Consider the following 13,568-nt stretch of genomic DNA (forward strand, 5'->3'; position numbering starts at 1 on the left):
CCCTAAGACTCCTCCACAGGGCCACCCAATTCCCCGATCCGGGCCGCCACCCGCCCCGACCTCGGACACGACCACACCGCGACACCCCTCACCACCCCGGCCGCCAACGGATGCGCGTCGGGGTGCTCCGGACACTCCGGCCACACCGCGGGCTCCCGCTCCGCACACAGCGCCTCGACCGCCCAGTCCTGCGCCTGATCCGCGAAGTCCGCCACCCGCTCGGCCGCACTCGACCCGAACCGCGGCACAAGCCCCGCACCCGAACCGTCCGGACCGTAGAGCACCACCAACTCACCGACCGCGTCGTCCCACTCCTCCCGGACCTTCATCCGCACCGCACACGTGGCCCTCACATCGCGGAGCACCGGATCGAGCAGCGTCGCAAGTTCCTCATTCATGGGCTGAATTGTCCGGCCCCAAGCGCTCGTACGCCCGCGAATATTCCTTCACAAAAAAGGGCCCACCAGCGAAATAGCCCGCCCCGCACGCTGGTTCGGACCACCATGACCACAGACTCCACCGCCGCCTGGACCGCAGCTTTCCGCTCCGCCGTCATCAGCCCGTACGAAAGCATCGACCTCTTCGGACTCCGCGGCTTCGCAGGACACACCCTCCGCCAGATCATCCGCCTCGACGGCGGCGGCACCGCCCTCCGCATCCGCCTCAGCAACCGCTACGGCAAGGAACCCCTCCACATCGGCGGCGCCCACCTCGCCAGACGCACCGAAGGAAGCGGCATCGACAGCGGCACCGACACCCCCCTCCGCTTCTCCGGCGCCGAAGACCTCACCATCCCCGTCGGCGAGGAAATCGTCAGCGACCCCGTCGAACGCACCGTCACCGCAGGCGACGAACTCGCCCTCACCCTCTGGCTCCCCGACGAAACCGGCCTCTCCACCTACTCCGCCGTCCCCCTCCGCACCGGATACGCCGTCCCCGGCAACGCCCTCACCGCCGACACCCTCGACGGCACCGAAGGACTCGAAGAGCTCACCACCCGCCACTACATCACCGGCGCCGACGTCCTCGCCCCCGCAGGCAACCGCATCGCCGTCGCCTTCGGAGACTCCTGGTTCGAAGGCACCGGCACCACCAACGACACCGACCGCCGCTTCCCCGACCTCCTCAACCAGCGGCTGCGGGACACGGGACACACCGGCTGGGTCGTCAACCAAGGCCTCTCCGCCAACCGGCTCCTCACCGACGAAATCGGCGAACACGCCCTCGCCCGACTGCAACGCGACGCCCTCGACGTCCCCGGCGCCACCCACGCCCTCATCCACTTCGGACTCAACGACCTCGGCATCCCCGGCCAAGAGTCCTACCCCGAACCCGCACCCACCCCCACCGCCGCCGACCTCATCGCCGGCTTCACCGCCCTCGCCGACCGCCTCCACACAGCAGGCCTCACCACCACCATCACCACCATCGGCCCCTACAAGGACACGATCTACGAGGGCTACTCCACCCCCGAAGGCATCGCCGTCGCCCGCGAAGTCAACGACTGGATCCGCAGCGGCAACCACCCCTTCGACTCCCACGCCGACTTCGCCGCCGCCGTCGCGGACCCCGCCGACCCCGACCGGATCCGCGACGACCACGACAGCGGCGACGGCCTCCACGTCAACGACGCCGGAGCACAAGCACTCGCCGACGCCGTCGACCTGGACACCCTGAAGATCTAGGGCCGAAGGCCCCGCACCGAGGGCCTAGAACACCGGCGTGCCGTCCCGGGTCAGCTTCCAGTCCACCGACGCGAACCGACCCGGGTCCACCGTCCCCTTCGCCTTCACCCACCCAATGATCGTGTTCCGGATCTCCTCCGAATTCGCCCACAACTGCTTCGCCTTCGCGATGTGCGGGAAGTTACCGCCACCACTCGCCCGATAATTGTTCACCGCAAGCACGAACTCCGCCTTCGGATCCAGCGCCTTGCCCTCGAACATCACATTCACGACCCGCGAACCCACCGGCTTCGCGATATCGATCTCATACGTCAGACCACTCACCGCGTCATAGTTGTAATCCGGGATGTTGTCCGCGTTCGTCAGCTTCGCCGGATCCACCGGACCACCCGCCGGCGTCTGCACGTAATACCGCGCCGAGAACTCCAGATACTCCTTCACCTGCGCACCCGTGAGCAGCCGCGCCTCCAGGGTGTTCTCGAACGGGTACAAGCCCGCCGCATCCCGAATCGTCACCTCACCGGCAGGAATCTGCGCCGTACGCGAGAAACACGACGCCTGCGACAGCACAGGCAGCGCCGCATACGCGCCACCCTTAAGCGCCTCCGCGACCGTCTCCCGCTGGACGAGGTTGATCAGGTCGATGATCGCGACATCCTTCACCGGACCCTCGGCCGTGCTCATCGCCGCCGTCGACGTACCGATCACCTGGTTGACGTACGCCACGACCTTCTTGTGCTCGTCCGCGAGCAGCCGCGTGACCTTCTTGTCCTCCTCGACCGTGTTCGAGTTCAGCACCTTCGCGCCGACCTTCTCCACCGTCCAGCGACCCTTCGACCACACCAGATCGAAGTCGAACAACGTCAGCCGCTGCCCCCACTTCAACGGCTCCGACAGCACGACCTTCTTCCCCGTCTTCTTGTTCTCCACGAAGTACTCGGGAATCTCCGTGTGCGCATGCCCCACCAGAATCGCGTCGATCCCCGGCACCTGCTCCGCCACCAGACCCGCCGCGTTCTCCACATACGGCAACTGATCCCCGTACGACGACGTACCACTCGAACCCGAATGCGCCGACACGATCACCACATCCGCACCCATCGACCGCAGCCTCGGCACCCACTTCGCCGCCTGCTCCTCAAGACCCGGGAACGTCATCTTCCCCTGCACATTCGCCTTGTCCCAGATCGCGATCCCCGGATTCGTCAACCCCAGAACCGCCACCTTCACATCACGACCGTGCGGCGTACGGAGCCGCTTCATGAAATACGGCGGGAAAGCGGGCTTCTGCGTCTTCGCGTCCAGCGCGTTCGCCCCAAGCAGCGGGAAATCACACTGCTCCTCGAACTTCCGCAACACCGGAATACCGTAATTGAACTCGTGATTGCCGAGCGCCGCCGCGTCGTACCCGATCGCGTTCATCGCCTGCGCCATCGGATGCACCGGACCACGCTTCGCCGTGATCGGATCGACCTTCGCGTAGTAGTACGACAGCTGCGTACCCTGAATCGTGTCGCCCGCGTCGATGAGGAGAGTGTTACCACGGCCCTTCTCCTTACGGACCCGGTTCACCAACGTCGAGATCTTCGCCAGACCCACATCGTTGTGGTCCTTGTCGTCGAACTCCTTGTCCGTGAAGTAATCCCAGTTGAAGACGTTCCCGTGCAGATCCGTCGTCCCGAGCACCGTGAACGAGTACCGCCGCGGGCGACGCGAGGGCTTCCCGGAAACGTGCGCGGACGCGGACGACGGCGCGACCGCCGCACCCGTCACCGCCACCCCCACACCAGTCGCGGCGGACGTGCCCAGGAACTTCCTGCGGTTCAACGGCATCTCTGAACTCCTCGCTACGGCCACAGGGCCACACTCAACTCAACGCACATGGTTAACGCGCGTAGATTCTGTCCCCAGCGCCCACACGGACAACAGACCCCGCAGGTTGCGATCCGATGACTGTCCGGTACGCCCACGCGATGCCAGAGTGACCCCATGGACACAGACCCGCACCCCACCCCGGCCACCCCCTACGGCACCCCCGACGCCCCCCGCCTCGCCGTCCGCGGCGAAGCACACCTCGAAGTCGACCCCGAAATCGCCCGCATCGGCATCACCGTCCAAGCCCGCGGCACCGACCGCCGCGACGCCCTCAACGACCTCACCCACCGCAACACCACCGTCCTCGACCTCATCAAGACCTACGGCCAAGCAGTGGAGAGCATCGAAACCGGCACCTTCTCCATCAGCCCCGAACTCACCAAACACGGCCGCGGCGAACGCATCCGCGCCTACCACGGCCGCGTCCACACCACCGCCGAACTCACCGACTTCACCGCACTCGGCGAACTCACCACCCGCCTCGCCGACCTCGACCTCACCCACGTCGAAGGACCCTGGTGGGCACTCCGCCCCGACTCACCCACCCACCGCCACGCCAGGCAACAAGCCGTCCGCGAAGCCGTCCAACGCGCCCGCGAATACGCCGAAGCACTCGGCACCGGACTCGCGGCCCTCGTCGAACTCGCCGACATCGGCGCCGACAACCCCCCACCCCCCGCCTACGGAGGCTTCGCCGGCGGCATGCGCTCAGCCGCCGCCTACGGAGGAGCCCCCGACCTCACCGAAGCCGCCCCCCTCGACCTCGAACCCCAACGCCAACACGTCTACGCAACCGTCAACGCACGCTTCACCATGACCCCACCGCACCTGTCGTAACGCTCATCGGAGCGGTGCCCCGCACAATTCAACACTTGTCAATAACCCTTCATGCAAAGGTTGTTGAGTAGTCACCCCCGACCAATTCTCTACCCACGGGTAAGGCCTAGGGTCGAACCATGCGCCGAGCGAAAATCGTCTGCACCCTGGGACCCGCAACCGACTCGTACGACCAGATCAAGGCACTGGTCGAAGCCGGAATGGACGTGGCACGCTTCAACCTCAGCCACGGCACCCACGCCGAGCACGAGGAGCGCTACCAGCGCGTGCGAAAGGCCTCCGAAGAGACAGGACGCAGCGTCGGCATCCTCGCCGACCTTCAAGGCCCGAAGATTCGCCTCGGCCGCTTCCGCGAAGGACCCGTACTACTCGAACGCGGCGACGAGTTCACCATCACCGTCGAAAACGGCATCGAAGGCGACCGCCAACTCTGCGGCACCACCTACGACGGCCTCGCCGACGACGTCACCACCGGCGAACGCATCCTCGTCGACGACGGCAAAGTCACCCTCGAAGTCACCGCCGTCGACGGCCCCCGCGTCACCACCACCGTCATCGAAGGCGGCATGGTCTCCGACCACAAAGGCCTCAACCTCCCCGGCGTCGCCGTCTCCGTCCCCGCCCTCTCCGACAAGGACCGGGACGACCTCCGCTGGGCCCTGCGTTCAGGCTTCGACGTCATCGCCCTCTCCTTCGTACGCAGTGGACGCGACATCGAAGACGTCCACCGCATCATGGACGAAGAAGGCCACCGACTCCCCGTCATCGCCAAGGTCGAGAAACCTCAGGCCGTCGACAACATCGAAGACATCGTCGCCGCCTTCGACGGCATCATGGTCGCCCGAGGCGACCTCGGCGTCGAAATGCCCCTCGAACAAGTCCCGATCGTCCAGAAGCGAGCCATCAAACTCGCCAAGCGCAACGCCAAGCCGGTCATCGTCGCCACCCAGATGCTCGACTCCATGATCGACAACTCCCGCCCCACAAGGGCGGAAGCGAGCGACGTCGCCAACGCCGTCATCGACGGCACCGACGCCGTGATGCTCTCCGGCGAGACCAGCGTCGGCAAGTACCCCATCGAGACGGTCAAGACGATGGGCCGCATCGTCGAAGCGGCGGAAGAGGACATCCTCGCGAAGGGCCTCCCCCCGCTCACCGAACGCAACAAGCCCCGCACCCAAGGCGGCGCCGTCGCCCGCGCGGCAGCGGAAATGGGCGACTTCCTCGGCGCGAAGTTCCTGGTCGCCTTCACACAGTCCGGCGACACGGTCCGCCGCCTCTCCCGCTACCGCTCACCCATCCCGCTCCTCGCCTTCACCCCCGACAAGGCGACGCGCTCCCAGCTGAACCTCACGTGGGGCGTGGAAACGCTGCTCGGCCCGCACGTCGACTCCACCGACGCGATGGTCGACCAGGTGGACGAGCTCCTCCTCAAGATCGGCCGCTGCCAGAAGGGCGACACGGTCGTCATCACGGCCGGCTCCCCGCCCGGGGTCCCCGGCTCCACGAACCTGGTCCGCATCCACCACATCGGCGAGGACGACAGCCCGAAGTAGGGGTGGGGCGGGTCAGTGTTTCGGGCCGACGTGGACGTCCATGAGGGCCACGTCGGCTTTGCGGGCGACGGAGATGTTGTACGGGGTGCCGTGGCGGGTGCAGTGCGTCCAGCTGACGCCGAGTGCGTCGAGGGTGCGGGTGAAGAGCTCCCTGATGTCGTCGGAGACGTTGGTGAAGAAATAGCGGGGGTATTCGTAGCGCTTGCGCGCGCCCGCGACGACCCGGGTGGTCCAGTTGGTGATGCGGCAACCGTCGGAGTGGATGAGCCCCCGGACGAACTCCCACGGGTGGGCGTCGACGATCTCCTGTTGCCAGGGTTCCAGGGCGATCTTCCGGTCGTGCTTCTTGCCGGGCCCGTGCTGGGGAAAGAGGCAGGGCCAGTGTTTGCTTGAGGAAGTGACGTACTGGCAGCCGACGCTGCGGACACGACACACCTTGTTGTTCGGACGTACGGCCGAGATGGCTGCGGCGCAGGCTTCGATGAGGCCGGGCCAAGCATCGGCACAGGCAATCCGCAGGGAATGGACGCCGCGCGGCTGGAGGCTGATGCAGCCGTCACCGAGATAGAGCCCCAGCAGGTACGAGTACGCGGCGGGATCGTCGGGAGCATGCGGGCTGCCCGCACATCGAGGACAGGGATCGGCGCGGCCTCGGTCGAGTGGCTCGATGCGCCTCTGCCAGGCTCGGAGGGCAGCTCGCGAGACGCCGGTCTCCTTGCTGACGGAGTTCAGGCTGCGGCCCTGCCCGACCAGAACCATTGCCCGCTTGCGTGCGCTCATGTCGTACATGAGCTCACTGTGCGGGGCTCCGGAATTCGGCACGCAGCAAAAAGCGGATGTTCACGGGAACGGGAACATCCGCTTGCAGCTGCCGACCTTGGAGATTAAGGAAAAGTGCCCCGGGTGGGACTCGAACCCACACTGTAAGGTGTTTGAGACCTTCGTCTGCTGCCAATTGGACTACCGGGGCCCAGCAAATCAAAGGTTTACCCTGACCCGCTGCCCACCCACCATACCGCAGCTAGGTAGGCTCTTGGGAGCTGCACCCCTGCCCTGATCTAGGAGCCCCCGTGACCGCCCCCGAGTCGCCCCAGCCCACCGACGCGTCGGACGACGACAAGTCGCACGTGCCTCCGCTGACGACCCGCGTCGTCATCGCCGAGGACGAGGCCCTGATCCGGCTCGACCTCAAAGAGATGCTCGAGGAAGAGGGCTACAGCGTGGTCGGCGAGGCCGGTGACGGTCAGGCGGCCGTCGAGCTGGCCCGCGAGCACAAGCCGGACCTGGTGATCCTGGACGTGAAGATGCCCGTCCTGGACGGCATCTCCGCGGCGGAGAAGATCGCCGAGGAGTCCATCGCCCCCGTGCTGATGCTGACCGCGTTCTCGCAGCGCGACCTCGTGGAGCGCGCGCGGGACGCCGGCGCGATGGCGTACCTGGTGAAGCCGTTCAGCAAGAGCGATGTCGTGCCGGCGATCGAGATGGCCGTGTCCCGCTTCACGGAGCTGAAGGCGCTGGAGCAGGAGGTCGCGGACCTTTCGCAGCGTCTGGAGACGCGGAAGCTGGTCGACCGGGCGAAGTCGATTCTGCAGACGGAGTACGGTTTGACGGAGCCCGCCGCGTTCCGGTGGATCCAGAAGACGTCGATGGATCGTCGTCTGTCGATGCAGCAGGTGGCGGAGGCGGTCATCGAGGACGCCGAGGAGAAGAAGGCGTCGAAGGGCTGAGCGCCCGGTAGAGGCGTACGACGAGGCCCGCACCCCCGGGCAAGACCGGGGTGCGGGCCTCGTCGTACGAGGGGGGGGCGCCTCAGTCCTCGCCCAGGTACGCCTTCCGCACGGACTCGTCGTGCAGGAGGTCGCCTCCCGTGCCGGAGAGGACGATCTTGCCGACTTCCATGACGTGGCCGTGGTCGGCGAGGGAGAGCGCGGCCTGCGCGTTCTGCTCGACCAGGAGAATCGTCGTGCCGTTGGCCTTGAGCTCGGAGATCGTCGCCATGATCTTCTGCATCATGATCGGCGAGAGGCCCATGGAGGGTTCGTCGAGCATGAGGAGCTTGGGCTGGGACATCAGGGCGCGGCCCATGGCGAGCATCTGCTGTTCGCCGCCGGACAGTGTTCCCGCGGCTTGCTTCTTCCGTTCTCCGAGGATGGGGAAGAGGTCGTAGGCGCGGTTGATGTCCTTTTCGATGCCCGCCTTGTCGGAGCGGAGGTAGGCGCCGAGGCGGAGGTTGTTCTCGATGGTCATGCGGGGGAAGATGTGGCGGCCTTCGGGGGAGTGGGCGAGGCCCTGGGCGACGATTTGGTCGGCGCGGTATTTGCGGAGTGGCTTTCCGTTGAACTTGATGGAGCCGCCGACCGGCTTCAGCAGGCCTGACAGCGTGCGGAGCGTTGTCGTTTTGCCTGCGCCGTTCGTCCCGATCAGGGTGACGACTTCTCCGGCGTCGACTTTGAAGCTGATGCCTTTGACGGCTTCGATTTTGCCGTAGGCGACGCGGAGGTCCTCGACTTCAAGGAGTGCGGTCATTTGTTGTTCTCCTCGAAGGGTTCGCCGAGGTATGCGGCGATGACGCGGTCGTCCTGTTGCACGGTTTCGCTGGTGCCTTCGACGAGTTTTTCGCCTTGGACGAGGACGGCGACGCGGTCGCAGAGGTTGAAGATGAAGCGCATGTCGTGCTCGATGACGAGGACGGCGATGCCCATGTCGCGGATGGCGAAGACGAGTTCTTCGGTGGCGCGGGTTTCTTGGGGGTTCATGCCGGCGGTGGGCTCGTCGAGGAGGAGGAGGCCGGGTTCGCTGGCGAGGGCTCGGGCGATTTCGAGCTTGCGTTGTTCTCCGTAGGGGAGGTTGCGCGAGAGGTGTTCGGCTTTGTCGGCGAGGCCGACGAATTCGAGGAGTTCCATGGCTCGGGCCTTGGAGGCCGCCTCCGCCTTGTGGAAGCCGGGGCCGCGGAGCAGAGCCGACCAGAGGCCTTCCTTCGTCCTGGTGTGGCGTCCTACGAGGACGTTTTCGAGGACGGTCATGTTGGCGAAGAGGCGGATGTTCTGGAAGGTGCGGGCGATGCCTGCCGCGGTGACCTTGAAGGATTTGGCGGGGAGGATGTCGCCTTTGTAGCGGACTTCGCCTTCGGTGGGGATGTAGAGGCCGGTGAGGCAGTTGAAGAAGGTGGTTTTGCCTGCGCCGTTGGGGCCGATGAGGCCGACGATTTCGCCGCTGTCGACGGTGAGGTCGACGGAGCGTACGGCGGTGAGGCCGCCGAAGCGCATGGTGACGCCGCGGGCGTCGAGGATGTGCCGGCCTGTCGGGGTGGCGGGGGTGCGGTCCTCTTGGGTGGTGTCGGTGGTCATGGGTCAGACCCCTGTCTTGCTGAGGGCTGCGGGTGGCGGCGTCTCGCCGGGGCTGAGTTCGGCCTCGTGGAATTCGAGTTGGCGGCGGCGGTTGGGGATGAGGCCTTCGGGGCGGAAGCGCATGAGGAGGACGAGTGCGAGTCCGAAGGCGAAGAGTTGGTAGTCGCCGAGGAATTGGAGTTTGTTGGGGATGAGGTAGAGGAGTGCGGCGCCGACGAGGGGTCCGCTGATGGTGCCCATGCCGCCGAGGACGACGGCTGCCAGGAGGAAGGCGGAGTTGGGTGGTACGGAGTTCGCGAACTGGTATTGCTCCGGCGTCACGGTGTAGGTGACGTGTGCCTGCACCGTACCCGCGAGTCCGGCGAGTGAGGCGCCGAGGGCGAAGGCGATGAGTTTGACGCGGAAGCCGTTGATGCCCATGGCGAGTGCGGCGGTTTCGTCTTCGCGGATGGCGACCCAGGCGCGTCCGATGCGTGAGTTTTCGCTGCGTCGGAAGACGAGGACGACGACGAGGGTGATGAGCAGCATCAGGAAGAAGTAGTTGGCGAAGCGGCCGATGGTCTGGCCGAGGATGCTGTGTTCGACGCCGAAGTCGAAGCCGAGGATTTTGAGGTTGGGGATGGAGGAGATTCCGTTGGATCCGTTGGTGATGTCGGGTCCGGAGGAGCCGTCGGAGTTGTTGGCGGCGAGGCGGAAGATTTCGCCGAATCCGAGGGTGACGATGGCGAGGTAGTCGCCGCGGAGGCGGAGTGTGGGGGCGCCGATGAGGACGCCGAATATGAGGGATGCGCCGGCGCCGACGAGGATGGCTCCCCAGAAGGGGAGGTGGATGTCGAAGGGGGACGAAGGCGATCCGGAGACCATGGATGCGGCGTAGGCGCCGACGCCGAGGAAGGCGACGTATCCGAGGTCGAGGAGTCCTGCGAGTCCGACGACGATGTTGAGGCCGAGGGCGACGGTGGCGAAGATGAGGATGTAGACGCCGATGGTGGCGTATTGGTCGTCGCTTTGGGTGAAGGGGAATGCGGCGGCGGCGAGGAAGGCGCCGGTGAGGGTGACGTTGCGGTGGCGTGCCGTGTACGTGGACACCTGCGCTACGAGGCCGGCTTTGGCGAGTGCGGCGAAGCAGAAGCCGACGGTGAGGAGGAAGCCGATGAAGAGTTCGTCGTATTCGGTGCCGATGCCGTAGGTGAAGACGAGCAGGCCGACGGCGAGGGCCGCGATGATGATCAGGATCTCGAGGTACGAGTTGAGTTTGCGGGCCGGTGCTGGGGTGGTGTCGGCGGTGAAGGCGCCCTTGGCGATGGTGCTGGCGTTGCGGCAGCGGTGTTTGAACTGTTGCCAGGTGCTGTCTTCTTCGTCGACGGGGTAGGTGTGGGGTCGGGTGAAGGGGAGGGCGAGGGCGCCGGTGAGGGCGGTGAGGGTGGCGATGGCTGCGACCCAGCCGCCGGGTTCGAGGTTGGCGAGGCCGCCGAGTGTGTCGCTGATCGCGAAGATCGTGTACCAGGCGGTGGTGAATGCGGCGATGGTCGCGTATTTGAGGGCGGCGTCGGTGCCGGCGGGGGCGAGGGTGCGGAGGCCTTTTACTCCGTAGGAGGCGAGTCCGAGGAGTGTGGTGAGGGCGCCGGCGATGAGGACGAGGACTTGGAGGCCGCCGGGGTAGCCGTAGACGGTGAGGTCACCGGGGAATTTGGCGGTCCAGGTCCAGGCCATGAAGGTGGAGATGATGGTGAGGATGCCGCCGCCGGTGGTGAGGGCGCGGGCGGGGCCGACGGGGATGGGGATGAGCCCGGTGGGGGGCTTTTCCTTGTGCGGCTGGGGGCTGTCGGCCTGGGTGGTGTGTGTGGTCATTGGTGTCACGCCCTGTCCGCGACGCGCTCGCCGAGGAGGCCTTGGGGCCTGACGAGGAGTACGACGATGAGGAGTACGAACGCCCAGACGTCGGCCCAGGACTGACCGCCGAGCTTGTCCATGCCGGGTACGTCGTTGATGTAGGCGGTGGCCATGGATTCGGCGAGTCCGAGGACGAGGCCGCCGATCATGGCGCCGTAGATGTTGCCGATGCCGCCGAGTACGGCTGCGGTGAAGGCTTTGAGGCCGAGGATGAATCCCATGCGGAAGTCGATCTGGCCGTATTTGAGTCCGCGGGCGACGGCGGCGATGCCGGCGAAGGCGGCGCCGATGGCGAAGGCGACGACGATGACGCGGTCGGTGTTGATGCCCATGAGTTTGGCGGTGTCGGGGTCTTGGGCGGTGGCTTGCATGCCGCGTCCGATGCGGGTCTTCATGACGAACCAGCCGAGGGCGACCATGCAGATGGGGGCGGTGATGAGGAGGAAGACGTCGCCGGGTTGCATGGTGACGGAGCCGATGTGGATGGAGCCGCCGGGGAGTTCGGGGAAGGATCGGGCGGATTTGGCTTCGGGGTACCAGGCCCAGACGGCTTGTTGGAGGGCGAGGGAGAGGCCGATGGCGGTGATGAGTGGGGCGAGGCGTGGTGCTCCGCGCAGGGGTCGGTAGGCGAAGCGTTCGGCGCCGATGGCGATGGTGGTGGAGACGAAGATGGCGCCTATGAGCATGAGGGGGAGGGCGGCCCAGACGCTGGTGCCGGCGGGGAGCCAGAGCCAGACGGTGAGGGCGCCGAATCCGCCGGTCATGAAGATCTCGCCGTGGGCGAAGTTGATGAGCTGGACGATGCCGTAGACCATTGTGTAGCCGATGGCGATGAGGCCGTACATGGATCCCAGTAGCAGGCCGTTGACCAGCTGTTGCGGCAGTTCGTGCACCGCAGTCCTCCGAGTCTTTCGTGCGACGGATGCGACGCCGCGCGGGGCGCTTGTCTGCGGCGCCCCGCGCGGGGGTTGTCGTGTGGGCTACGGGCCGGGGGGTCAGTTGCTCCCGGTGTAGGTGCCGGACTCGACGGGCTTCCAGCCGCTCTTGGGGTCGGTGGTCTTGACCTGGTAGACGGTGAGCTGCTTGTTGGTGGCGTCGCCGTATTCGTCGAAGGAGACCTTGCCGGTGACCCCGTCGAAGGAGACGTCCTTCATGGCGTCGATGACCTTGGTGCGGGCGTCGTCGGGGAGTTTGCCGTCGTTGTCGTCGACGACCTTCTTGACGGCTTCGATGATGGCCCAGGCGCTGTCGTAGGAGTAGCCGCCGTAGGCTTCGTAGGCTTCTTTGAAGCCGGCTTTCTTGTAGTTGGCGATGAACTCTTTGGCGGAGGGGAGTTCTTCGACGGGTTGGCCGACGGAGGTGGCGTAGTCGCCGACGCCCTGTTTGCCGGAGAGTTTGATGAAGTCGGCGCTGTAGATGCCGTCGCCGCCGACGAGGGGGGCTTTGGATCCGGCTTGCTTCATCTGCTTGCTGAGGGGTCCGGCCTGGGGGTATTCGCCGCCGTAGTAGACGAGGTCCGCGTCGGAGTTGCGGATCTTGGTGGCGACGGCGCCGAAGTCCTTGGTGTCGGGGTTGATGTGTTCGGTTCCGACGACCTTGCCGCCGAGTTTGGTGAACTCGTCCTTGAAGGTGGCGGCGAGTCCGGCGCCGTAGGTCTTCTTGTCGTCGACGACGAAGACCTTCTTCTTCTTGGCCTTGTTGTACAGGTACTGGGCGGCGAAGGGGCCTTGGATGGCGTCGGTGGTGGCGGTGCGGAAGTAGGACTTGTAGGGGCGTGCCTTCTCGCCGCCGTTCCAGTCCGGGCCCTGGGTGAGGGCGGGGTTGGTGTTGGCGGGGGAGACCTGGACGAGTTTGGCGTCGTCGAAGACCTTCTGCATGGATTCGGCGACGGAGGAGTTCAGGGGGCCGACGGCGCCGAGGACGTCCTTGTCGGCGACGAGTTTGGTGGCGTTGGTCTGGCCGGACGAGGGCTGGCCCTGGTCGTCGAGGGCTTCGATCTTGAACGTGACGCCGTCGACGTACTTCTTGGCGTTGGCCTGTTTGGTGGCGAGGTCGACGGAGTTGCGGATGCCGAGGCCCAGCGCGGAGAGTTCGCCGGTCAGTGGCGCGTCGACGCCGATGACCACGGTGGTGCCGCCACCTGCTTCGTCTCCGTCGTCCTTGTCGTCGCGCGAGCCACAGGCGGTGAGGGTGAGAGCCCCCGCGGTGAGTGCAGCGGTGATGGCTATGAGCGAACGTTGACGCACGATCAGTCCTTTCCCCTGGCACGGCTGTCCCTTGTTGGGATGCCGAGTCGAGCGCGGAACCGAACTGACAGGAATCCGGTGGGCGCGGTGACTGGCCGTGACTCTAAGGGCGCCTTTGTTCTTGGTGGA

At 66.1% G+C, this 13,568-nt stretch carries 12 protein-coding genes and 1 tRNA gene; 4 read left to right on the forward strand and 9 right to left on the reverse strand.

Features of this window, described 5'->3' with window-relative positions:
* Positions 1-2: 2 nt before the first annotated feature.
* Positions 3-398: a hypothetical protein gene (locus AC07DO_RS05590; protein ID WP_479057291.1), complete on the reverse strand. Its 396-nt coding sequence runs from the start codon at positions 396-398 to the stop codon at positions 3-5.
* Positions 399-503: 105 nt separating this feature from the next.
* Here AC07DO_RS05590 and AC07DO_RS05595 point away from each other — a divergent pair, with 105 nt between their 5' ends.
* Positions 504-1,685 (forward strand): GDSL-type esterase/lipase family protein, encoded by a 1,182-nt coding sequence (locus AC07DO_RS05595; protein WP_479057293.1) that lies wholly within the window; start codon positions 504-506, stop codon positions 1,683-1,685.
* A gap of 24 nt (positions 1,686-1,709) precedes the next feature.
* Here the strand turns inward: AC07DO_RS05595 and AC07DO_RS05600 are convergent, their stop codons facing one another.
* Complete coding sequence (locus AC07DO_RS05600) at positions 1,710-3,518, reverse strand: bifunctional metallophosphatase/5'-nucleotidase (RefSeq protein ID WP_479057295.1); 1,809 nt, start codon at positions 3,516-3,518, stop codon at positions 1,710-1,712.
* A 156-nt stretch (positions 3,519-3,674) separates the two neighbouring features.
* Here AC07DO_RS05600 and AC07DO_RS05605 point away from each other — a divergent pair, with 156 nt between their 5' ends.
* Both AC07DO_RS05605 and pyk read left to right on the forward strand, forming a co-directional pair.
* A complete protein-coding gene (locus tag AC07DO_RS05605) occupies positions 3,675-4,397 on the forward strand; it encodes an SIMPL domain-containing protein (protein WP_479057297.1) in 723 nt (240 codons plus the stop codon).
* 119 nt (positions 4,398-4,516) lie between these two features.
* Positions 4,517-5,953 carry a pyruvate kinase gene (gene pyk / locus AC07DO_RS05610; protein WP_479057299.1) on the forward strand — a complete coding sequence of 479 codons (1,437 nt, stop codon included), beginning with the start codon at positions 4,517-4,519 and terminating at the stop codon, positions 5,951-5,953.
* Positions 5,954-5,965: 12 nt separating this feature from the next.
* Here pyk and AC07DO_RS05615 read toward each other — a convergent pair whose 3' ends face one another.
* Both AC07DO_RS05615 and AC07DO_RS05620 read right to left on the reverse strand, forming a co-directional pair.
* Positions 5,966-6,742: a transcriptional regulator gene (locus AC07DO_RS05615; protein WP_479057301.1), complete on the reverse strand. Its 777-nt coding sequence runs from the start codon at positions 6,740-6,742 to the stop codon at positions 5,966-5,968.
* Between the two features lie 106 nt (positions 6,743-6,848).
* Positions 6,849-6,923, reverse strand: a tRNA-Leu gene (locus tag AC07DO_RS05620).
* A 100-nt stretch (positions 6,924-7,023) separates the two neighbouring features.
* Here AC07DO_RS05620 and AC07DO_RS05625 point away from each other — a divergent pair.
* Entirely contained in the window at positions 7,024-7,680 is a 657-nt protein-coding gene (locus tag AC07DO_RS05625; RefSeq protein WP_150183561.1) for an ANTAR domain-containing response regulator, read from the forward strand.
* An 82-nt stretch (positions 7,681-7,762) separates the two neighbouring features.
* Here AC07DO_RS05625 and AC07DO_RS05630 read toward each other — a convergent pair whose 3' ends face one another.
* The 5 genes from AC07DO_RS05630 to AC07DO_RS05650 all read right to left on the reverse strand — a co-directional run bounded on the left by AC07DO_RS05630 (position 7,763) and on the right by AC07DO_RS05650 (position 13,439).
* A complete protein-coding gene (locus AC07DO_RS05630) occupies positions 7,763-8,479 on the reverse strand; it encodes an ABC transporter ATP-binding protein (protein ID WP_479057303.1) in 717 nt (238 codons plus the stop codon).
* Positions 8,476-9,300 (reverse strand): ABC transporter ATP-binding protein, encoded by an 825-nt coding sequence (locus AC07DO_RS05635; protein ID WP_479057305.1) that lies wholly within the window; start codon positions 9,298-9,300, stop codon positions 8,476-8,478. The genes AC07DO_RS05630 and AC07DO_RS05635 overlap by 4 nt, the downstream gene beginning before the upstream one ends.
* A 3-nt stretch (positions 9,301-9,303) precedes the next feature.
* Entirely contained in the window at positions 9,304-11,151 is a 1,848-nt protein-coding gene (locus AC07DO_RS05640) for a branched-chain amino acid ABC transporter permease (RefSeq protein WP_479057307.1), read from the reverse strand.
* 5 nt (positions 11,152-11,156) lie between these two features.
* A complete protein-coding gene (locus tag AC07DO_RS05645; protein ID WP_479057309.1) occupies positions 11,157-12,086 on the reverse strand; it encodes a branched-chain amino acid ABC transporter permease in 930 nt (309 codons plus the stop codon).
* A gap of 102 nt (positions 12,087-12,188) precedes the next feature.
* On the reverse strand, positions 12,189-13,439 hold the full coding sequence (locus AC07DO_RS05650; RefSeq protein WP_479057311.1) for a branched-chain amino acid ABC transporter substrate-binding protein: 1,251 nt from the start codon (positions 13,437-13,439) through the stop codon (positions 12,189-12,191).
* Between the last annotated feature and the right edge of the window lie 129 nt (positions 13,440-13,568).

This window comes from Streptomyces sp. NPDC045678, from assembly GCF_056432085.1.